Origin of the sequence: Bacillus sp. TH17 (assembly GCF_016651125.1) — a bacterium.
GTDB lineage: Bacteria > Bacillota > Bacilli > Bacillales > Bacillaceae_G > Bacillus_A > Bacillus_A mycoides.
On the sequence record NZ_JAEKEN010000001.1, the window covers coordinates 1,111,220 to 1,133,419 of the forward strand.

Consider the following 22,200-nt stretch of genomic DNA (forward strand, 5'->3'; position numbering starts at 1 on the left):
TAAATTCCTGTATAGGGAAGCTATTTTTTATATAGGTTATATTTAAAAGAATATTTCGTTTATTAGAAAATTGAGTTAAGATAAGGTGAAAGAAGGAAGAGAGGGGAAGTAGATGATTATAATAGGTTATGCAGGATATGAGTTAGAAAAAGCAAAACCGAATACATCAGAAGATTTTTTTAATAGATCTGAAGTAACATATATATTAAATAATCAAGAGAAAACCTTTTCTGTCTTATATGTTCGATATTTTGAAGAAATTTTACAAGAAATTATCCCTTTTGAAGGAAATCCAGTTTATAAAGTAGAAGAACAAGACGTATATTTACGAGATATTGTAGCGATCGCTTGTTTAGTGAAAGATAAAGAGCTACGCGCGCAGAAGCGCTTGTATCTCAATGAAGTAACAGACTTTCAACGATACTTTGATGAGGGAACAGTGGTGAAAGTACAAGAAATATTAGCTGAATTACATAAAAATAAAAGAGTAGAAATAGCGTAAAACGGCAAAGGAGAGAGAAGCCATGTCTAATTTGATGGTTGAAAATCAAACAGAACAAGTTTCTATATTTTTAGAAGATGTAATTTCCTTGATAACTAATTATGTGAATTATCATACGTTACCTTCTTTATTGGAGGAGACACCAACAGGAAACGAGCAATACTATAAAGGGATATTAGCATCAATAAGAAGACTTCTTGTTTTTTGTGAAGAAGGACTTGATGCATGTTTTGTTTTGTTGAATAGCCAACCATTTCGAAAGACCGCAGCTGAAACAGTTTTATATAAGATTTACCATCAAGTAATTGCAGAGTTTTTTTCGCCAAAGAATGATCATTGGTATGAAAATAGTCGTTCTGCTTATACAGGGAAAAATTCTATTGTTTTTCAGCAAATCCCCCCTGGATCTATAGAACGAATGATGAAGGATTTAGAAGGGAAATTTCAATTGATGCGTGAAGAACTAGAATATTATGAGACAGATTACCAAACAAAAATGTTGCACAAATATTAATTAAGGAAAAGAAGCTAAGGATACTTAGCTTCTTTTCCTTTTGTCCAGTTATATAAGGGATTTTAATTGAATATAGTTAAAGTGGATAGCATCAAGGAGGTGTGACATGAGTCAGCAAGGTGTATTTACAGATTACTTTCATGAAGTAGAAAGCTGGTGTGAAAGTGTTCTTCAAGTATTAGATAGCCGTGCAATGGAAGTGTATGATGTCCATATGCTTGCTTATAAAATTCAAACGTTATTAGAGCGTATGAAAGAGCATGAATACGACACAGATGCCGAGTTTATGTATGAAATAAGTGATGATGTAGAACATATTCAACACCATTTACAGGAAGTATTTATGCAAGAAGGAGAGGAATATGAACTATGTGAAAGAGGGGATAGCGAACGAGCTGTTCCGATTGGGGGGCATACCCTTCCGCCATTACCTTATCCATATAATGCGCTAGAACCGTACATTTCACGAGAAATTATGATGTTACACCATGATAAACACCATCGTAGTTACGTGGAAGGATTAAATAAAGCAGAGAAGATGATGGAAGAAGCGAGAAAAACAAATCAATTTGATTTAATTAAGCATTGGGAAAGAGAAGCGGCTTTTCATGGATCAGGTCATTACTTACACACGATATTTTGGAATAACATGAAAAAAGATGGTGGTGGAAGTCCGAGAGGGGCTTTTTCACAACAAATTGAGCAAGATTTCGGAAGTTTTTTACGTTTTCAAAAGCATTTCACGGAAGCAGCTTCTAAAGTGGAAGGTTCAGGATGGGCAATTCTTGTATGGGTACCCCGTTCAGGAAGGTTAGAAATTTTGCAAAGCACGCTTCATCAATTGTTTACACAGTGGGATACGATACCACTCCTTGTACTGGATGTATGGGAACATGCATATTATTTACAATATCAAAATCGAAAAGATGAATATATTAAAAATTGGTGGAATGTTGTAAATTGGCCAGATGTAGAAAAGAGATTTGAAAGTGCGAAGCAAATTGAATGGACACCGTATTAGACGCATATCTCATGCGTCTTTTTTAGTGGAGGTGGAAGGAAGATTTCGTTCATATTTTAAAAGGCCAAGCATACACTTGTACAAAAAGTGCCAAAAGGACGTGGGGGGGAAATATGAGACGAATTTGTATAATAATTACGTTAATTATAATGTACGCAAGCGTTATGCCAATTCCTGCATATGCAAAAATGAACGGTGGTGTCAGTGCTCGTAACGCAGTCTTAATGGAACAACAATCCGGTCGTGTGCTATATGGGAAATTAGAACATGAGCCACAAAAAATTGCTAGTATAACAAAAATTATGACAGCATTGTTAGCTGCTGAATCAGGAAAAATGAAAGAGTTAGTATCGGTTAGTAATGAAGCGGTACGAGTAGAAGGATCGGCCATTTATTTAAAACCTGGACAAAAAGTTAAGTTAGAAGATTTAGTTTACGGATTAATGCTTAGATCTGGTAATGATGCAGCACAAGTAATTGCTGAAAATGTGGGAGGGAGTATAGAAGGATTTGTATATTTGATGAATGAAAAGGCGAAAGAAATCGGAATGAAAGATACGCATTTCTCAAACCCGCATGGCTTGGATGGGGATGGATCACATTATTCGTCGGCTTATGACATGGCATTATTAACGAAATATGCAATGGGGAACGAGACCTTTAAGAAAATTTTTGGAACAAAAACGTATAAATCAGATTCTTGGGATTATCCGTGGAAAAATAAACATAAGCTTGTGACATCTTATTATGAATTTGCAACAGGGGGAAAGACAGGTTTTACGAAGAAAGCAGGACGGACGCTTGTCACAACAGCTTCGAAAGATGGACTAGATTTAATTGTCGTAACTTTGAGTGCTTCTAGTGACTGGGATGATCATATGAATTTGTTTGATAAAGGCTTTGAACGCTATAAGCAAGCGAAAGTTTTAGGACAAGGCGCACTCGCTGAAATAAATGAAAAGAAATATGCCAATCATGTTTATACGAAAAATAGTTTTTCTGTACCTTTAACTGAAGAGGAAAGAAAGAGCGTGTTATTGAAAGTTGAGCTCGATAAAAGTGCAAAACTTACGGATGGAGTAAAGATTGGGAAGACAGAAATTTATGTAGGGAACGAGAAAGTTGGAGAACGAAATTTGTTTTACAGTAAACGAAAGTTAGTAGCTACAACGGGAATGTATTGGAATAACGTGAAAGAAATCTTCTCTTACATGATAGGTGTTGGGATAGATGGTTAATCTCGTATGGGCAGCGATGGCAGTTATAGGGATTGTGTATGCCATGATAAATGGAACGATGGAAGAAGTGACCAAAGCAGTGTTTGAAGGGTCAAAAGATGCTGTAACGATTTGTATTGGACTTATTAGTGTTTTAGTATTTTGGCTCGGTTTAATGAAAATTGCTGAGGAAGCTGGATTGTTAAAGAAGTTAGTATCACTTTTTATGCCGATAGTAAAAAGATTATTTCCAGAAATACCGAAGGATCACCCGTCAATGGGATTCATTTTATCAAATATGATGGCGAACTTTTTTGGATTAGGTAATGCAGCAACACCTTTAGGTATTAAAGCAATGGAACAACTGAAAGAGTTAAATGGTGGAAAGGATTCAGCAAGTCGTTCTATGGTGACGTTTCTAGCATTAAATACTTCAGCGATTACATTAATTCCGACTACTGTCATTTCGATTCGAATGACTTATGAATCAGCAAACCCTACTGAAATCGTTGGCGTAACATTTATAGCACAAGTGTTATCGATGATTGGAGCGATTTGGATTGACCGCTATTTTTACCGGAGAAGGAGTAGAAAGGGGCGGAAAAAATGAGTATTGTAAATACAATTTCATTATGGGTAATTCCTTGTGTAATTGGTTTTATCCTTTTGTATGGCACGATAAAGAAAGTTCCAACGTACGAATCGTTCGTTGAGGGCGGAAAAGAAGGGATTCAAATTGCGGTTTCCATTTTGCCGTTTATGGTTGGAATGCTTGTATCTATTTCTATTTTCCGGGCATCAGGTGCTTTAGATGCGATGATATCGGTAATGAAGCCGATGTTAGACTTTATTCATGTACCAGCCGAAATCGTTCCACTTGCACTTATACGTCCGATTTCGGGATCTGCTGGTTTAAGTATTACGACCGACTTAATCGCTACATATGGGCCAGACTCGTTTATTGGTAGGTTAGCTTCAACGATGCAAGGTAGCACAGATACGACTTTTTATATATTAACAGTATACTTTGGGGCTGTCGGTATTAGAAAAATGGGAGATGCATTAAAGGTAGGACTTTTTGCAGATTTAATCGGAATTATTTGTTCAATTGTGTTTGTTTCCCTATTGTTTCGGTAATGCTATTCATTTTTTGCGCTATTTAGCTTATAATACGTATACGACCACTATTAACGTGTAGTTTAATAGTGGTTTTTTTATGCGGTGTTTTTGACAAAATGATGAACTTTTAGCGTGGACAACATGAAAAAGTGTAAACAATAATAAAGGGTGAAAACGTGATATGCCTTTAGACGTTTATCATCATTGCTATGTTGTTAAAGATAGGCGAAGTAAATGGCATAAAGCTTAGGCGGTTGCCAAGTCTTTCTAATGTAAGGTAAGATAAATTTGAGGTGAAAAAAAGAAATGGAACGATTACAAAAAGTGATTGCGCAAGCAGGTATTGCATCGAGAAGAAAGGCTGAGGAATTAATTCAGCAAGGGAAAGTGAAAGTTAATGGGAAAATAGTGAAGGAGTTAGGAACAAAAGTAACTCCTCAAGATAAAGTGGAAGTAAATAACATCCCTCTTGAAAAAGAAGAACCTGTTTATTTTTTACTATATAAACCAACTGGTGTAATTTCAAGTGTATCAGATGATAAAGGAAGAAATGTTGTAACAGACTTTTTCCCTGAAATTAGACAACGTTTATTCCCAATCGGACGCTTAGATTATGATACGTCTGGCGTATTATTGATGACAAATGATGGTGAATTTGCAAATGTATTAATGCATCCGAGATATAAAGTTGAAAAAACGTATGTTGCAAAAATTAAAGGGCCATTAACAGGTGAGAAAATTCGCATGTTAGAACGAGGTGTTGCATTAGAAGATGGGAAAACAGCACCAGCACAAGTGAAAATTATTTCTTGGGACAAGCGTAAAGAGACTGCGATTGTACAATTAACGATTCATGAAGGACGTAATCGTCAAGTACGCCGCATGTTTGAAGCGTTAGATTGTAAAGTAGTGAAACTAAAGCGTGAACGCTACGCCTTTTTAGAAGTAGGTAGCTTGCGACCTGGTGATGCGAGAGAATTGTCACCACATGAGGTGAAACAATTACGTGCATTGGCTTCTACAAAGCCGCGCTAATCGATAGTGTGAAACTTTCACCAGTGGAATGCTCCGCTGGTGATTTATTAAAAAATACATATATTCATCACTCGTCGAAGAGAGGGGAGACAATATGAAAAAAAATCGCTTATTATTTCGTGTTATTATTCTACTCATTTTATGCGGTGCTGTAGGATTTACACTTTATCAAGGATTTTTTGCTGATAAAGAGAAAATGCAAATTGGAAAAGAAGCACCTAACTTTGTTGTGACAGATTTAGAAGGAAAGAAAATTGAACTGAAAGATTTAAAGGGAAAAGGTGTATTTTTAAACTTTTGGGGCACTTGGTGTAAACCGTGTGAAAAAGAAATGCCTTATATGAACGAATTATATCCAAAGTATAAAGAAAAAGGCGTTGAAATTATTGCGTTAGATGCAGATGAAACAGATATTGCTGTTAAGAACTTTGTGAAACAATATGATTTGAAATTCCCAGTTGCTATTGATAAAGGAACAAAAATCATAAGCACATATGGGGTAGGACCATTACCGACAAGCTTTTTGATTGATAAAGATGGAATAGTAGTCGAACAAATTATAGGTGAACAAACGAAAGAACAGTTAGAAGGATATTTAAAGAAAATTACTCCGTAATAAAGAAAGCCTTTACATATGAGGTGCATCCTTATAGTGCCTCTGATTTAAAAATTCTGAGTATTGCGGTAACTTGAGGTTAGAATATACAATAGTACATATAGATATAGGGGCGGTGAGAGTGTTGAAAGAAATTAAGTGTGAATGTGGGCATGTTAATCCGATAGGAACCATTTTTTGTGAAGCATGTGGGAAACCATTTGAAAGTAATGAAAATATAAAATTATTGGATATGAGATATGAGGGGAGTGCTCGGAGATCTCTCACACATACAAAAACGATAGTCGATAAAATTTGGAGTTTTTTCTCTTCTGTAAAAGTAGGTGTATGGTTAATCGTAATAACTTTAGCTGCATCGGCAATAGGAACTATCTTTCCCCAAGAAATGTACATAACTCCAGGAATCGAACCAGCTGAATATTATAAGACCGAGTATGGATTTTTAGGACAATTATACTATCAATTAGGATTTAATAATTTATATGGATCATGGTGGTACATGATTTTAATTGCTTCTATTGGTATTTCACTTGTTATATGTAGTTTAGACCGTGTCATTCCTCTTTATAAAGCTTTAAAAAAACAAGGGGTGAAAAGACACCCAAGTTTTTTGAAAAGACAGAGAGTGCACGGGACTGGTACGCCGCATGAAGGTGACTTAGAACGAGTTCAAATTAATTTAAAGAAACGTAATTATAATGTGAAAGTGGAAGACGGTAACATTTTAGCTGAAAAGGGACGGTTTTCACGCTGGGGTCCATATGTGAATCATATTGGTCTCATTATCTTTTTATTCGGTGCAATGCTCCGTTTTTTACCGAGTATGTACGTAGACGAAGCCCTTTGGTTACGTGACGGTGAAACGAAAGAAATACCAGGAACGGATGGTCAATACTATTTAAAAAACGAGAAATTTATTAAGGAAGTTTATGATAAAAGTAAGGACAAGGAAGTTTTTGATGAAGCGATTGATCGTGTAGGCGATAAAATGATTGCGAAAAACTTCCAAACGAATGCTGTATTATATAAAGCGGTCGGCGAAAATATAGCAGGACAAAAACCGAAATTAGAAAAAGTAAAAGAAGCGGAAATTCGAGTGAATGAACCGCTGAAATTTGATCAATTTGCTGTATATCAAGTGGATTACAAAGAAAGTGAATTTAAAAGCATGTCATTCCATTTGCAAAACAAAGAAAATAATCAAAAGTGGGGACCGATTAAAGTAGATTTAACGAATCCTACAGAAAAATTTGATTTAGGAAATGGTTATTCTTTAGAACTATTAAGCTATTTTCCAGATTTTTATTTTGACGAGAATGGAAGACCAAATACGAAAACGAAATTACCAAACAACCCTGCATTTGTGTTTAAAATGTTTACGCCTGAAACACCAGATGGTGAAGTGAGTTTTGTCGGTATTCAGCAAAATATAGAACCAGATGGGAATAACAAATATAAAATGTCCTTTGCAGGTGTGGAAATGCAAAATGCAACAGCACTTACTGTAAGGAAAGATTTAACGCTTTGGATTCTCGGTATTGGAGGATTTATATTTATGGTTGGTGTGATTCAAGGGATGTATTGGAATCATCGCCGTATTTGGATACAACGCGTTAATGATGAATGGTGGATTGCAGGACATACGAATAAAAATTGGTTCGGTTTAAAGAAAGATATTGAAAGAGTACTAGAAGGTACAGCAATTCCGCAGCCAAGCGATAAAGTAGTGGATAAAAAAATTAGTTAAGGTGGGGAAACGATATGGTGCAAATAAGTAGTAACTTTCTCTTTACCGCATTTATTTTATATTTAATTGCAACTCTATTTTTCGGGGGAGCAATTAAAGAAAAAGGTCATAAATGGGCAAATATAGGAATAACGATTACAATTTTAGGGTTTATTGCACAAACAGTATATTTTGTTACAAGATGGATTGCATCAGGACATGCACCAGTTAGTAACTTTTTTGAATTCGGTACGTTTTTCGGCATGATGCTTGTTGGAGCATTTATTGTCATGTATTTTATGTACCGCGTAAGTATAATTGGACTCTTTGCATTACCAGTTGCGCTTTTATTAATTGCATATGCGAGTATGTTTCCGAGGGAAATATCTCCGCTTATTCCATCTTTAAAAAGTAATTGGTTACATATTCACGTGACGACTGCAGCAGCAGGACAAGCAATTTTAGCAATTAGTTTTATTACGGGCGTTATGTATTTATTGAAGAATGTAGATCAATCAACGAGAAGCAAACGTACATTTTGGTTAGAGACAGTAGTTTTCACACTTGTTTGTACAGTTGGGTTTATTGGAATAACAACGGTATTTTCTAGTATGAAATACGAAGCGAAGTTTCAATGGATTGATAAAAATGAACAACAAGTTGAAATGAAGTATAATCTCCCTGCTTTAGTTGGACCGCATGAAGGGAAGTTAATGACAGAAAATAAATTAGAGCCAACAGTTGAAGTTCCAGCGATTGTAAATGCGAAAAAATTAAATACTGTTATTTGGTCAGTGTTAGTGGGAACGCTACTTTATATTGTATTAAGACTTGTTTTACGTAAGCGAGTGTCAGCGGCACTTCAGCCGTTAGTAAAGAATACGAATAGTGATTTATTAGATGAAATCGGATATCGTTCTATTGCGATAGGATTCCCGGTGTTTACATTAGGAGCATTAATCTTTGCAATGATCTGGGCTCAAATCGCTTGGACGCGCTTTTGGGGTTGGGATCCAAAAGAAGTTTGGGCGCTTATTACTTGGCTCTTTTATGCTGCGGTATTACATTTACGTTTATCTAAAGGATGGCATGGAGAAAAATCCGCCTGGCTTGCAGTGATTGGTTTTGCAATCATTATGTTTAACTTTATTGTAGTAAACTTAATTATCGCGGGTTTACATTCATATGCATAGAGAAATAAAATAGGAAAGTGTATGTCACGTTCCTATTTTATTTTTGTCAAATTTTCTTCTTTTTTGAGAAAAACATGACAAAGTAGCGGTTGATTCTGTAAAATGATGTCGAGGACCAAATATACTGTTCAAAAAAAATACATAGTTTTGGAAAAAAAATGAACAAACTTTATTATTCTTGTGAAGCATAATATGGGAAGTGGAACGTTAAAAAATGCTTAATTAAACGAGGATAGGTGCAACATTATATTGTAGAAGGGTAGGTGTAAACCGTTGTGGTAAAAGTACGCAGCGGGTAGAAATGGAAAATGAATCAAGAATTTTAATTGTAGACGATGAGGATCGTATTCGTCGTTTATTAAAGATGTATTTAGAAAGAGAGCAATACACAATTGAAGAAGCGGATAATGGTGATACAGCTTTAGAAATGGCGTTACAAAATGATTATGATTTAATCCTACTGGATATTATGATGCCTGGTAAAGATGGTATCGAAGTGTGTAAAGGGATTCGTGAGAAGAAAGCGACGCCAATTATTATGCTGACAGCAAAAGGTGAAGAAGTAAATAGGGTACAAGGATTTGAAGTTGGAACTGATGATTATATTGTAAAGCCGTTTAGCCCGCGTGAAGTAGTACTTCGTGTGAAAGCGGTATTACGCCGCGCTGTACCAACGACATTCTTTACACAAGATACAACGACGAAAGATGTTACTGTTTTCCCTCATTTAACAATTGATAATGATGCGCACCGCGTTACAGCGGATGGTAATGAAGTAAACTTAACACCGAAAGAATATGAATTACTATTATTCTTAGCGAAATCCCCGGATAAAGTTTTTGACCGTGAGCAATTGTTAAAAGAAGTATGGCAATATGAGTTCTTCGGAGATTTACGTACAGTTGATACGCATGTAAAGCGTTTACGTGAAAAGTTAAGTAAACAATCACCAGATGCAGCGAAAATGATTGTTACCGTTTGGGGCGTAGGTTACAAGTTTGAGGTTGTGAACGACTGATGCTTTGGAGAAGTGTAGTAGGGAAGTTATGGATGACCATATTACTTCTCGTTTCGTTTGTTCTTGGATTTGTTGCTATTTTACTTTCACAGTTTTTTAGAACGTATTATGTTGATATGAGTGAAGCTAGGCTTCAGAAAGTTGCAACAAGTGTCACGGAATTAATTGAAGAAGGTGCCGATGTAAAAACGATTGAGGATATTGCTTACAAATTTTCTGATCCACTTTCAAGGATTATCATTGTAGAAGACGGTAAGGAAATTTCTTCTTCGCCGAAACAAGAAGGATTAGTTACTCTTACAATAGATGATTTGAAAAATGATAAAGAATTAGCAGCTGTTTTTACAGATAAAAAGGATATTAAGAATAATATTAGAAAAGCTTCTAATAGTAGGAAGAATAAAAATACTGAAAATGATATTATGATTGTCGGGAAACCAGTACAGTCAAAAAATCAAAGTGCAGTGTTTGTATATGAATCATTGCAAGTTCCAATACAAGGTATGGAGAGAACGACTGATTTTATTTTCTTATCAGCCGGGATTGCGATTATTTTAACGACTTTCTTTGCATTTTTCTTATCTACTCGAATTACGGCACCACTTCGTAAAATGCGTGAGGTTGCATTTGAGGTAGCGCGCGGGAAATTTGATACGAAAGCCCCTATGGTGTCGCAGGACGAAATTGGTGAGCTTGCAACTGCTTTAAATCAAATGGGAAAACAGTTGAAGTTTAATATGAATGCCCTGCAGCAAGAAAAAGAGCAGTTAGCTAGCATTTTGAGTAGTATGGCAGATGGTGTTGTTACGTTAAATCAAGAAGGTGAAGTCGTTGTTATCAACCCACCGGCAGAACACTTCTTACAAGTTTGGCAAGAAGAAAAAGAAGTAGAGTTAATTAAAAAACTGCCTTCTGAACTTGTTGAACTATTCCATCTCGTTGTAGAAAGTGAGCAACAACAAGTTGTTGAAATTAATTTGCAAAAAGGTAACTACGTAGTTCTTATGACACCGCTTTACAATCAAACAAAAATTCGTGGAGCTGTAGCAGTATTGCGAGATATGACGGAGGAGCGTCGTCTTGAGAAAATGCGTCAAGACTTTATTGCGAATGTATCACATGAACTTCGTACACCGATGGTAATGCTTCAAGGATATAGTGAAGCAATTTTAGATGATATTGTGCAAACGAAAGAAGAAATTAATGAGTTTGTTCAAATTATTTATGATGAATCTGTTCGTTTAGGTAAACTTGTAAATGAGTTATTAGATTTAGCCCGTATGGAAAGTGGACATGTAGAGTTACATATAGGGGAAGTAGATATTCATCCATTTGTCGAAAAAATTGGCCGTAAATTCCAGGGGATTGCAAAGGATAAAGAAGTCCAATTAACAGTGGATTTCCAAAGTCCAATTGAACAATATCCGTTTGATGCAGACCGTATGGAACAGGTACTGACGAATTTAATTGATAATGCAATCCGTCATACAAATGCAGGTGGACATGTTACACTTGTAATTAATACGAAAAATAGTGGCCTTACTTTCGAAGTGCAAGATTCAGGTGCTGGTATTCCAGAAGAAGATATTCCGTTCTTGTTCGATCGATTCTATAAAGCTGATAAAGCGAGAACTCGCGGGAAAAAAATTGGAACAGGACTCGGGCTTGCGATTGCTAAAAATATTGTTCAAGGTCATGACGGGAAGATTTTTGTATCAAGTGTCGTTGGAGAAGGAACTACATTCTCTGTATATTTACCAAATCGTATAATTTAGATGTATATGTTTTTTGAAAGTTGATCATGAATAAAAGCTTTACTGTTTTTTTATTTTTTTGTAAGTGCAATTAAATAAAGAATGGTAGAGTTTTTTCTTTAATAATCAGAATGAAAATAAAAAAAGAGGTGTCATAATGAAATGAAACTTTATACAAAAACAGGTGATAAAGGGGAAACGAGTGTCATAGGTGGCCGAGTGGATAAAGATCATATACGTGTAGAAGCTTATGGAACAATTGATGAGGCGAATTCTCATATCGGATATGCCATGTCTAAATTACAAGAGGAATGTTTTCGTAACATTTATAACGAACTTGAAAATATTCAACATGAACTATTTGATTGTGGAGGGGATTTAGCAATAGTAGAGAAGAAAATCCCTTATAAAGTAACGATAGAGATGGTCGAGTATTTAGAGAGACGAATTGATTCGTATACAGAAGAAGCGCCGCCTTTAGAGCGTTTTATTTTACCAGGCGGTAGCGAGATATCGGCTGCACTACACATTGCACGTACAGTTATAAGAAGAGCAGAACGTTGTATAGTGTCATTGCAAAAAGAAGGAGAAACCAATGAAATTGTTCTAAAGTATGTAAATAGGTTATCTGATTATTTATTTGCGCTTGCTAGAGTAATAAATGCGCGTTTACAAGTGAAAGATGTGGAGTATAACCGCAGTGCACTTGTTTTTCGTAATAAAGAAGAGAAGGAAGTGGAGTAATCCACTTTCTTTTTTTTGTATACTTTTTTCTGTAATATCCCACAATAGAGAAGGTATGACGGTTATTAGAAAACGGAGGATGTATATGAAAGCGTTAAAATGTGGCGTGGTGATATTGAGTGTATTATTTTTATCTCAATTACATGTTTACGCTGAAGGGAATCAGTGGATATGGCCTGTTGATGGGCAGATAAGTGATTATTTTGGGACAAGACATGGGAAACACTATGGTATTGATATAGCTGCGCCTATTGGAACGCCTGTTGCAGCTATTCAAAATGGTAAGGTGACAAAGTCTTATTTTTCAAGTAGTTATGGAAATGTTGTGTTTATTAAACATGGAGAATATGAGGCTGTTTATGCGCATTTAAATAAGAGATATGTAGTTCAAGGTGATAACATTTCAAAAGGAGAGCTAATTGGAGAGGTAGGGAATACAGGAGAATCGCGAGGAGCGCATTTACATTTAGAAGTGCATCAAGGGAGATGGACGATGGAGAAAAGGAATGCGATGAATCCGTTGCTTGTTTTAAATGAACAAAAAAATCAAGTTGTGTCATCATCACTATATATTGTACAAAAAGGTGATACTTTAGTTGGTATTGCCCGGAAATTTAGTATGACAGTTGAGGAAATTAAAGTGAGGAATGGATTGCGACAAGAGCAAATCTATCCGAACCAACAACTATACGTCAAGTAAAGGCAACGTCTCAAAAGCATAACTTTTGAATAAATTTATTTTTTTCTTATTTAAGATTGCGATAGTAAATGAAATTATATCGAACATAGCTCTTATTATATCGACATTTCGACAAGAAATGTCGACTAACAATAAAATGCGACAGTAAGAGCAACCTATTCCTAACGAAAAACCGTCCCAAAAGATCTTTTGGGACGGCTTCTTTTACCAAAAAATAAAGACACATATAAATCCAGTAATAGCTAAGTAGCTATATAAGTAAAAGACTTTTGTTCTTGTTTTTTCTTTTGTCCGAAATAGTACGATAGTTGGTTCGATTAGACCAATTGTAAGACAAAGTAAACCAAGAAGCATAAAGCCAATTGAAAGAGAATACAGGGCGATTTGTGGTGCTTGAAATGGAATCATCCATTTTAATAAAAATGCAATAAGTGCAGTGTAACAAATGCAACCGATGTATTTATTCAATGGTGTATCAGAACGGAAACCAGGAAGTTTCTTGGAAAACGGACGGGAAACAACTTCCGTTTGTAAAGATGTATGTTCTTCAATTATTTTTTGAGCTTCTTTTCCTTTTTGGAAAAGGGATAAAATCCAGTTTCGCTCACCTTGGAAAATAAATTGAGAAGTTGTTAAATAGTGATCAACTTTTACCTTATTCCAACTCTTCCATGGATGACGCTCACACAATTTTAATTTACTTTCTGTTTTTTTATCATACTGATAAATACTTATGCCATCTTGGTCAAAAGTAGCGTAGTATGTCTCTCTTGAGAATGTGCCTAGATCAATTGGACAGTAGAAAAGTAATTCTTTTTTCAAATAAAAGTATTCTTTTCTTAAGTTCTTTTTCATTGCTTCTCGAATAGAGTGTCTTTTATCTTTCTTCATGACATTTCCTCCATAACTCAGAAAATGTTCTTATCTTAACAATTCAACATCTTATCACTTTTGACGACATATGACTAGGGGGATTCATAAGAGAAATACCGAATTATAAAAAATATGGGTTGTATTGTAAAATATAGTGATCGTTTCTTTAATTATATAAAATCAATAACTTATTTATAGTAAGTTACACTTTTTTTGTTCACAATACGATCATGTTGTTGTATAATGAAGTGGAAAATAGAATATCGGTCTATCTTCGGGGCAGGGTGAAAATCCCGACCGGCGGTGATGAACATTTAATAATTTCGTTCTAAGCCCGCGAGCCGTTAAGGCAGGATTTGGTGTGATTCCAAAGCCGACAGTACAGTCTGGATGGGAGAAGATGGAGGTTCAAGCGTTCAAAAAAGATAAGTATTTGAACGTCTGTTTGATGTGCCTTAAAATTCTCCCTTTGTGTAAATCACAAAGGGTTTTTTCGTTCTATGAAAAAATAGGCATAGCAGAACCTTTCCACTTTCCATGAGAAGATCGATGGAAAAGGAGAGAGAAAGATGAAACAAAAAAACAGTGTAGTGCAGATGGTGAGTGTAGCGATGCTAAGTAGTATTGCGTATTTACTAATGATGTTGGATTTTCCATTCCCAGGGCTTCCGCCATTTTTAAAAATTGATTTTAGTGATGTGCCAGCTTTAATTGCGGCGATAATTTTTAGTCCAATTGCAGGTGTAATTGTAGAAGCGATAAAAAATATTTTGCATTACGGAATTCAAGGAAGTTTAACGGGAGTACCAGTAGGAGAAGTAGCAAACTTTATAGCGGGATGTTTATTTATTGGTCCAGCAGCATTCTTATTCCGAAAGTATCGCACAGTAAAAAGTTTAACGACAGGATTAATGCTAGGTACAATTACTATGACAGTTATTATGAGTGTGTTAAACTACTTTATTATTTTACCAGCGTACACTTGGTTTTTAAATTCACCAGCTATGTCTAGTGATATTATGCGACAAACTATTGTAACGGCAATATTACCGTTTAATGTAATTAAAGGAATTGTTGTAACAATTGTATTTGTAGCATTATTTTCACGCTTGAAAGTATGGGTATTTGCAAAAATGAAAAATGCTTAAAAATATTAAACCATTGGCAGCGTAACTGCTAATGGTTTTTTTGTTAGTGAGAATGAAAAAGAGTGCAAAAAATCCCCCTCATAAGTATGAGGGGGATTTTTTGAAGTTAATAAAAGACTATTCGAATTTTAAAGAGTCGCCATCAAATGATTCGTCAGCAACTTTAATTGAGTCAGTTGGACAACCTTCGAATGCATCCATCATATCTTCAATTAATACATCTGGAATTTCAACGATACCTTGGTTATCGTCTAATGTTACAAATGCAATGCCTTCATCATCATAGTCATAAATGTCTGGTGCAGCAGCACCACAAGCACCGCATGCAATACAAGTATCTTTGTCAACGATTGTATATTTTGCCATATTTTTTCCCTCCTGATAATATGTATGTGAAAAGTTCGCCAAAAAATTATAATCTTATTGTAAAACGGTTTTAAAAACTTTTCAACATAAAATTATAATGATAATGCTTATCAATTAGAGTGTCAACTTATTTTTGAATTATTTCATAAGATTTTCAAAATACTTAAATGTTATTTCGTTTGATACAATAGAATATATACAAGCATGTAGTGTGAATATGATAAGTTAAATGAATAGCAGTTAATGTGCAATCGTATTGAAAAAGGAATGAAGCTAGACTGAGAGGTGGAAGCGGTAATGCAGCTACAATATACTTTATTATATTGTTTAAAACAATTGAATGGTGAAAGAACCGTTTCTTCGATTTATTATTTATTAAAAGGAAAGAGATCGTCGCAAACATTACAAGATGGGAATATGTTTCAAATTTCTTTTTTGTTTGGGATTTATAAGTCATTAAATAGAGCTGATTATGATCAAGAAGTTGCAAAGTTGTTACAAACGGATTTAGTTCAAGGTATACATGATAATACATATGTGTTAACGACTGCTGGTAACTTGCAATTAAACAAATGGGAAGGTGACTTTGCCTTTCCGACATATTTAAATGGTTTACACTATGGTGAAATAGGTGAAACGTTTTGGAAGAGATTATCATTGATCGTTCAAACCATTTCGAATTTACAACAGGCGAATACGAAATTTATTCCAATTCAACAGGATACAGAAATAATGATGTGGGTGAAACGTTTTCTCACTGGAATACCGTATATGAGAAGTGAATTGGCTAAAAGATTATGGAAGGAAATGCATACTCTTTTACAAAAAAATAATCCAGTAGAGGCGACAATCGTAATATATCGGTTAACTGGGTATAAACGTATTGGGTGTACTTTACAACAATTAGCGGAAATTACGAAACAAGATATATTTCGAGTGTATTTTTTATTTTGGGGTACAATTCATTTCCTTATTCAAGAAGTTCGCAATAAAGAAAATGAGTTTCCGTTATTAGCTGAAATTATATCTTATCCAAATGAGAAAGCTGATTTATTTAGTTTATCAACGAAAAAAACATATAATCTTTGGAGACAAGGACGCTCTTTAGAAGAAATAGCAACAATTCGGAATTTGAAGGTTGCCACGATAGAAGACCATTTTGTAGAAATTGCTTTACGAGAAAAAGAATTTTCTATTGAAATGTTTATGGAAAAAGAAAAAATGGAAAAAGTAACAAAAGTAATTGAAGCATTACAAACACGTAAATTGCGTGTGTTGAAGCAAGCGGTTGGAGAGGAAATCTCTTATTTTGAAGTACGTCTTGTATTGGCACGGATGGAGGGTATAAATGAAGCTTGAGGAATATTTATATAAGTGGTTTGGATATTCTGAATTTCGTCCGGGGCAAAAAGGAGTTATTACGGACTTATTGGAAGGAAAAGATGTTGTAGCAATGCTTCCGACTGGAAGGGGAAAGTCAATGTGTTATCAACTTCCGGGGCTTCTGCAAGAGGGTACGGTGCTTGTTGTATCACCATTATTATCTTTAATGGAAGACCAAGTTACGCAATTAAAGTATGTCGTGAAAAATCGAGTTATTGCATTGAATAGTTTTCGGACGTTAATTGAAAAAAGAGAAGCAATGAAAAAGCTATCTTTTTATAAATTTGTTTTCGTATCGCCAGAGATGTTGCAGTCGGAACTTCTAATAAGAGAATTGAAAAAAATTCATATTTCATTATTTGTCGTAGATGAAGCGCATTGTATTTCACAATGGGGCTATGATTTTCGGCCAGATTATAAAAAATTAGATAAAGTAATTGAGAGTATCGGATCTCCGACAGTACTAGCATTAACAGCAACTGCGACAAAGGATGTATTGCGAGATATAGCGGAAAGTTTAAATCTAAAAAATATTGCTGAGCATGTGTACTCAATTGATCGTCCAAATATTGCGATGGAAGTGCAATTTGTGGAAACAATAGAAGAAAAAAAAGAGGCGCTTTTTGAGCATGTAATGTATTTGCAAGGGCCTGGTATTGTTTATTGTTCAAGTAGGGCCTGGACAGAGCGTTTAACCGAGTATTTAAGAGGAAAAGGAATTACAGGTGTAGCTTTTTATCATGGTGGTATGGAACATGAAGAGCGTATGTTAATTCAACAACAGTTTATGAATGACCAGTTGCAAATTGTAATATGTACAAGTGCTTTTGGGATGGGGGTAAATAAGGCGAATACAAGATATATTATTCATTTTCAATATCCGACAAATGTAGCTTCCTATTTACAAGAAATTGGAAGAGCGGGAAGAGATGGAGAATTGAGTATAGCCATTTTATTATGTAGTCCATTGGATCACGATTTGCCAATTTCAATCATTGAAGATGAATTACCAAGTAAATCGCAAATACAATTTTTATTTTCGTTACTACAAGAAAGAATGTTTCAAACGAAAGTATTACCATTAGAAGATGTAGAAGAAATTTGTTATAATGCAGCAAGATTTAATGAACAGTATTGGCGCTTTACACGTTATCATCTCGAACATCTTGGAATCATACAACAGCGAAATCTCATGTTAGAGAGCTTGTCAGATGAAATAATGCACAGATTAATAGCGGAAGTGGAAGTGAGAATGCGTAATAAATATAGTGAGCTAGAAAATATGAAGTCATGGATACAAGTTCAAGGATGTAGACGTGAATATTTATTACAACAATTCGGTTATAGAAAAGAAAAAGAGATAGAAAACTGTTGTGATTACTGTGGTATTACAAAAACGGATTATAAAAAAAGACGAGCGCAACAGTTAGTTTTCGACTATAATTGGGAAACAGAGTTACAAAAGCTTTTCGGCCTAGGAAAGATGGAGGAATGATGAACATTCAAAGGCATAATGTTGAAGATATGAGTCCGAGAGAAATAAGACTGAATCTCTACATAACACAACTAATCATTATTGGTATCGGTTGTTTACTAGCATATATATTATTTCAAGATAAAAGAGAAGTTTATAGTTTATGGAAATGGGAACCGGTTTCTATACTTTTAATAGGTAGCTTGTTAGCGATTTGTATTGTGTTATTAGATTATGTTGCAATGCGAGTGTTTCCAGAATCTTGGTTTGATGATGGTGGCATTAACGATAGAATGTTTCAAGGGATTTCTGTCATGCATTTACTCGTTATCACGTTTATTATTGGCTTTGTGGAAGAGTTTTTATTTAGAGGTGTAGTGCAGACTCATTTCGGAATTGTAATAGCGAGTTTAATTTTTGCTGTGTTACATATTCGGTATATAACGAAGCCTTTTTTGTTTTGTTTCGTCTGCTTTATTAGTTTTGTTTTTGGTTATGTATTCGAGTGGACAGGAAATTTGTTTATAACAATCTTTGCACACTTTCTTGTTGATTTTATAATGGGGCTCCAATTAAGAAAATAAATGGAAGGTGGTGGTGAACAACATGAGAAAACGAATTCCTGATTTTGAAGAGGAGTTAGAAGTTGAGCAAGTGGAAGAAGATGAAAGTTTACCGCCGCGTAGTGAAATTCATAGAAATAAAGAGAACAAACCAAAGTTTAAAATGAATCACATTTTCGTCCGAGTGTTAACATTTTTGTTCATATTGTTACCTATTAGTATCCTATGGTATACGGATAAGTATATACAGGTAAAAAGTGATAGTAATAATGCTGAGAAAAGTGCGTTTGAAGTAATTTTCTTTGATTCCGCTAAGACTGAATCAAAGAAGCAGCCTGAGAAAGTAGCAACTCATGTTGTGAAAGATGGAGAAACTTTAGAAAGTATAGCGAAGCAATATTTCTCAGATGAAGATGGGATAGAAATAATAAAAAAGTATAATGATTTACAAGAAGACGAAGTGAAGGTAGGACAAGAATTGAAAATTCCTATAAAAGATAAGTCCACGAAGTATGAGAGCTAGCTAAATGAGTGATATATAGCTCAAAATTAAGGACTATACTTTACGAGGAGGGAGAGTAAAAAATATATGTCATGGATTATATTATTATGTACTCTCATAAGCATTGGTTTTGTATGTCTTCTTGGAATGTATAAAGAAGCGATGCGTAATACAGTGTTGGAACATACTTTAGTATTCGAAGAATTTCCGGAAAGTTTTCAAAAAGTTAAAGTTTTTTTTATTTCGGATATTCATAGAAGGATCATTTCTAGCTCGCTAATTGAACGAGTGAAAGGAAAAGCAGATATCGTAATTATTGGCGGTGATTTAGCTGAAAAAGGAGTACCTTTATCGCAAATCGCTTTAAATATTCAAAAGTTAAGAGAAATAGCCCCTGTATATTTTGTATGGGGAAATAATGACTATGAAATTGAGTATCACGAATTAGATGCTTTATTAATAGAAAATAATGTGAAGGTATTAGATAATACAAGAGTTGTATTTGAGTCTGAATTAGGAGAGAAAATTTGCTTACTCGGTATCGATGATGTTGGATTAGAACGAGATCGTTTAGATTTAGCGTTGTCTGATTGTAAAGAAGAAGGTTTTCGCATTTTAATTAGTCACAACCCAGATATAATAAAGAAAATGTCTGGTAATGAACAAATTTCGCTCGTATTAAGTGGACATACACATGGAGGCCAGATTCGGTTGTTTCCATCTGAAAAGTATTTAAAGGGTGGCGTATATAAGCATTCTAATACGACTCTCTTTGTTAGTAATGGGTATGGAACAACATTGTTCCCTCTTCGTTTTCGGGCACCTTCCCAAACACATATCATTACGTTATGCGGAGGGAAATAATGCCGAATTCAAATGGAAAATATAATATAAAAGCTGTCTCAAATATACTCGGAATTCAACCGAGTACACTTCGCGCATGGGAAAGACGCTATCATATTATTGCCCCAAAGAGAAATCGTGCGGGGCATCGTTTATATACAGAAGAGCATATTCATATTTTGAAATGGTTAATGAACAAAGTTTCTGAGGGGATGATGATTGGACAAGCAGTTCAGTTATTAGAAGGGAATCGGTTGCAGAACAACGTTCAAAAAGAAAAAATTACTGATACAGAAGTTGTTTTAGTGGACGATATACTACAAGCTTTGTTAGAATTTGATGAAATTACAATTTCTGCATTATTAAACGAGGTTTTTAGTATATATTCAACGGAAAAGGTTGTTGCAAGCATCATTCTTCAAGTGGCAAACAAGTTGTTAACTTTAAAAAGTAATAATGAGATTACAATGTCGCAATTCAAATATGTTGTATCATTCTTACAAACACGTTTAGGGATGATCTATCATAATGCGTCGGTGTATTCTTCCGTTAACAAAGTTTTCGTTTTAGAAAATAATATATTAAAAGGATTTATTTTCGCGACGTATTTACGACTAAAAGGATATCAAACAATGTATATGGGGACAAGTTTAGATGAAGAAGGTATTTTACTAGCTATTGAACAATTACAACCTAAATATTTGTTTATATCTTTTGATGATGAACGAGAACTTGAAGAGGCAGTAGAATTTATTGACTTGTTGCAAGAAAAAAATGAAAACATCTCTGGTGGTTTTATAGGAAGAAAAGGCATTGGAGATGAATTAAATCTTCAAAATATCCTAATTGGTAACACGAAAGAAGAATGGGATGGATGGTTAAAGATGCCGGAATAGTCGTTCGAAAAGAACCATCTATTTTCTATTTCATATAATAAAAATTAGATGCAATGGTTACGTAGGGAGGGTATGAGATGAGACTGGAACGTTTAAATTATAATAAGATTAAAATTTTCCTAACATTTGATGATTTATCTGAACGAGGATTAACGAAAGAAGATTTGTGGAGAAATGCACCGAAAGTACAGCAACTATTCCGTGATATGATGCAAGAAGCAAATACAGAATTAGGGTTTGAAGCGGATGGACCGATTGCTGTTGAAGTATTTTCTCTACAAGCTCAAGGTATGGTTGTAATTGTAACAAAAGAAAATCACGAAGTGGACACAGAAGATGAGTTCCGTGACGAGTTTATTGAAATGCAAGTGACTCTTGATGAAAGTGAACATATACTTTACGAGTTTGCTACATTAGATGATGTAATCAATTTGTCAAATCGCTTATATAACCTTGGTGTAACTGATGGGAAGTTGTATACGTGGGATGATCGTTTTTATCTTTGGATAGAAGAAGAAGAGCAATTTCAATTATTGAAGGCGGATTTTATAGCTATTTTAGCGGAGTACGGTAATCCGTCAACAGCAACAATTTACCGCGTAATGGAATATGGTAAAGAATTAATGGATTCTCAAGCGATTGAACAAATATACAATTACTTTGTGAAAAAACAAAACCTCAGCTAATGTAACGTAGCTTGAGGTTTTATTTTTATTCAGCTGAAAATCTAAAATCTATAAAACGAAGTGTAGGTAACAAGACTAGCCGATCTGTATGTTAAAATGTAATCAGTATTTCTTGATGAAATAATGGTTTTATCGAATGTGTTTTGATGAAAATAAAAAATATTTAAATATTTAAGTATTTTACTTTTCTAAAAGCAATAAAAGGACTATAATAATAGTGAAAACGCTTGCAATGCAAAATAGTTTGTATATATTTGTTAGCGTTTTCTATTGCATTCCAAATTTAACGGTGTATACTAGGCAATGA

Annotated in this window: 24 protein-coding genes and 1 riboswitch; of the genes, 22 read left to right on the forward strand and 2 right to left on the reverse strand. The window is 34.6% G+C overall.

From position 1 onward, the window contains the following. The first annotated feature begins 112 nt into the window (after positions 1-112). The 14 genes from JFT95_RS05585 (at position 113) to JFT95_RS05650 (ending at position 13,159) form a co-directional block, all read left to right on the forward strand. Positions 113-502 carry a hypothetical protein gene (locus JFT95_RS05585; RefSeq protein ID WP_002030727.1) on the forward strand — a complete coding sequence of 130 codons (390 nt, stop codon included), beginning with the start codon at positions 113-115 and terminating at the stop codon, positions 500-502. Positions 503-524: 22 nt separating this feature from the next. Beyond that, positions 525-1,016, forward strand: coding sequence for a YpuI family protein (locus JFT95_RS05590; protein WP_002086668.1), 492 nt, complete (start codon positions 525-527; stop codon positions 1,014-1,016). 106 nt (positions 1,017-1,122) lie between these two features. Next, complete coding sequence (locus tag JFT95_RS05595; RefSeq protein WP_002030730.1) at positions 1,123-2,037, forward strand: superoxide dismutase; 915 nt, start codon at positions 1,123-1,125, stop codon at positions 2,035-2,037. A 113-nt stretch (positions 2,038-2,150) separates the two neighbouring features. Continuing rightward, a complete protein-coding gene (locus tag JFT95_RS05600) occupies positions 2,151-3,275 on the forward strand; it encodes a D-alanyl-D-alanine carboxypeptidase family protein (protein ID WP_002086664.1) in 1,125 nt (374 codons plus the stop codon). Next, a complete protein-coding gene (gene spmA, locus JFT95_RS05605; protein WP_002086662.1) occupies positions 3,268-3,864 on the forward strand; it encodes a spore maturation protein SpmA in 597 nt (198 codons plus the stop codon). Before JFT95_RS05600 ends, spmA begins: the two co-directional genes overlap by 8 nt. After that, positions 3,861-4,391: a spore maturation protein SpmB gene (gene spmB / locus JFT95_RS05610; protein ID WP_002086660.1), complete on the forward strand. Its 531-nt coding sequence runs from the start codon at positions 3,861-3,863 to the stop codon at positions 4,389-4,391. The genes spmA and spmB overlap by 4 nt, the downstream gene beginning before the upstream one ends. Before the next feature lie 288 nt (positions 4,392-4,679). Then, positions 4,680-5,408, forward strand: a complete 729-nt coding sequence (gene rluB, locus JFT95_RS05615; RefSeq protein ID WP_061675122.1) for a 23S rRNA pseudouridine(2605) synthase RluB — start codon at positions 4,680-4,682, stop codon at positions 5,406-5,408. A gap of 94 nt (positions 5,409-5,502) precedes the next feature. After that, positions 5,503-6,024 carry a thiol-disulfide oxidoreductase ResA gene (resA, locus tag JFT95_RS05620; RefSeq protein ID WP_002141016.1) on the forward strand — a complete coding sequence of 174 codons (522 nt, stop codon included), beginning with the start codon at positions 5,503-5,505 and terminating at the stop codon, positions 6,022-6,024. 121 nt (positions 6,025-6,145) lie between these two features. Then, complete coding sequence (gene resB, locus JFT95_RS05625) at positions 6,146-7,771, forward strand: cytochrome c biogenesis protein ResB (RefSeq protein ID WP_061675123.1); 1,626 nt, start codon at positions 6,146-6,148, stop codon at positions 7,769-7,771. A gap of 14 nt (positions 7,772-7,785) precedes the next feature. After that, positions 7,786-8,943: a cytochrome c biogenesis protein ResC gene (resC, locus tag JFT95_RS05630; protein ID WP_061675124.1), complete on the forward strand. Its 1,158-nt coding sequence runs from the start codon at positions 7,786-7,788 to the stop codon at positions 8,941-8,943. Positions 8,944-9,244: 301 nt separating this feature from the next. After that, entirely contained in the window at positions 9,245-9,961 is a 717-nt protein-coding gene (gene resD, locus JFT95_RS05635; protein WP_002011758.1) for a DNA-binding response regulator ResD, read from the forward strand. After that, positions 9,961-11,736 (forward strand): sensor histidine kinase ResE, encoded by a 1,776-nt coding sequence (gene resE, locus JFT95_RS05640; protein WP_002011760.1) that lies wholly within the window; start codon positions 9,961-9,963, stop codon positions 11,734-11,736. Before resD ends, resE begins: the two co-directional genes overlap by 1 nt. 141 nt (positions 11,737-11,877) lie before the next feature. Next, positions 11,878-12,459 carry a cob(I)yrinic acid a,c-diamide adenosyltransferase gene (locus tag JFT95_RS05645; protein WP_002011763.1) on the forward strand — a complete coding sequence of 194 codons (582 nt, stop codon included), beginning with the start codon at positions 11,878-11,880 and terminating at the stop codon, positions 12,457-12,459. An 85-nt stretch (positions 12,460-12,544) separates the two neighbouring features. Continuing rightward, the gene (locus tag JFT95_RS05650; RefSeq protein ID WP_002141020.1) at positions 12,545-13,159 is read left to right on the forward strand and encodes a peptidoglycan DD-metalloendopeptidase family protein; all 615 of its coding nucleotides are present in this window, start codon (positions 12,545-12,547) and stop codon (positions 13,157-13,159) included. A 204-nt stretch (positions 13,160-13,363) separates the two neighbouring features. Here JFT95_RS05650 and JFT95_RS05655 read toward each other — a convergent pair whose 3' ends face one another. Further along, entirely contained in the window at positions 13,364-14,050 is a 687-nt protein-coding gene (locus JFT95_RS05655; RefSeq protein ID WP_002030740.1) for a hypothetical protein, read from the reverse strand. 248 nt (positions 14,051-14,298) lie between these two features. Then, positions 14,299-14,438, forward strand: a riboswitch (FMN riboswitch). A gap of 163 nt (positions 14,439-14,601) precedes the next feature. Between JFT95_RS05655 and JFT95_RS05660 the strand changes: the two genes are divergently transcribed. Further along, a complete protein-coding gene (locus JFT95_RS05660) occupies positions 14,602-15,180 on the forward strand; it encodes an ECF transporter S component (RefSeq protein ID WP_002011769.1) in 579 nt (192 codons plus the stop codon). A 117-nt stretch (positions 15,181-15,297) separates the two neighbouring features. Here the strand turns inward: JFT95_RS05660 and JFT95_RS05665 are convergent, their stop codons facing one another. After that, positions 15,298-15,546, reverse strand: a complete 249-nt coding sequence (locus JFT95_RS05665; RefSeq protein WP_001151994.1) for a ferredoxin — start codon at positions 15,544-15,546, stop codon at positions 15,298-15,300. Positions 15,547-15,843: 297 nt separating this feature from the next. Here JFT95_RS05665 and JFT95_RS05670 point away from each other — a divergent pair, with 297 nt between their 5' ends. From JFT95_RS05670 to JFT95_RS05700, 7 genes are all read left to right on the forward strand, one after another. Continuing rightward, positions 15,844-16,905, forward strand: a complete 1,062-nt coding sequence (locus JFT95_RS05670) for a YpbB family protein (protein WP_133059784.1) — start codon at positions 15,844-15,846, stop codon at positions 16,903-16,905. Further along, entirely contained in the window at positions 16,895-18,424 is a 1,530-nt protein-coding gene (locus tag JFT95_RS05675; RefSeq protein ID WP_002086642.1) for a RecQ family ATP-dependent DNA helicase, read from the forward strand. The genes JFT95_RS05670 and JFT95_RS05675 overlap by 11 nt, the downstream gene beginning before the upstream one ends. Continuing rightward, positions 18,424-18,987: a CPBP family intramembrane glutamic endopeptidase gene (locus tag JFT95_RS05680; RefSeq protein WP_201053592.1), complete on the forward strand. Its 564-nt coding sequence runs from the start codon at positions 18,424-18,426 to the stop codon at positions 18,985-18,987. Before JFT95_RS05675 ends, JFT95_RS05680 begins: the two co-directional genes overlap by 1 nt. Before the next feature lie 22 nt (positions 18,988-19,009). Continuing rightward, positions 19,010-19,489, forward strand: coding sequence for a LysM peptidoglycan-binding domain-containing protein (locus JFT95_RS05685; RefSeq protein ID WP_002126396.1), 480 nt, complete (start codon positions 19,010-19,012; stop codon positions 19,487-19,489). 66 nt (positions 19,490-19,555) lie between these two features. Beyond that, entirely contained in the window at positions 19,556-20,332 is a 777-nt protein-coding gene (locus JFT95_RS05690; RefSeq protein WP_002141026.1) for a metallophosphoesterase, read from the forward strand. After that, a complete protein-coding gene (locus tag JFT95_RS05695; RefSeq protein WP_063218620.1) occupies positions 20,332-21,207 on the forward strand; it encodes a MerR family transcriptional regulator in 876 nt (291 codons plus the stop codon). Before JFT95_RS05690 ends, JFT95_RS05695 begins: the two co-directional genes overlap by 1 nt. A 77-nt stretch (positions 21,208-21,284) precedes the next feature. Continuing rightward, positions 21,285-21,893 carry a genetic competence negative regulator gene (locus tag JFT95_RS05700; RefSeq protein WP_002011786.1) on the forward strand — a complete coding sequence of 203 codons (609 nt, stop codon included), beginning with the start codon at positions 21,285-21,287 and terminating at the stop codon, positions 21,891-21,893. The last annotated feature ends 307 nt before the right edge of the window (positions 21,894-22,200 follow it).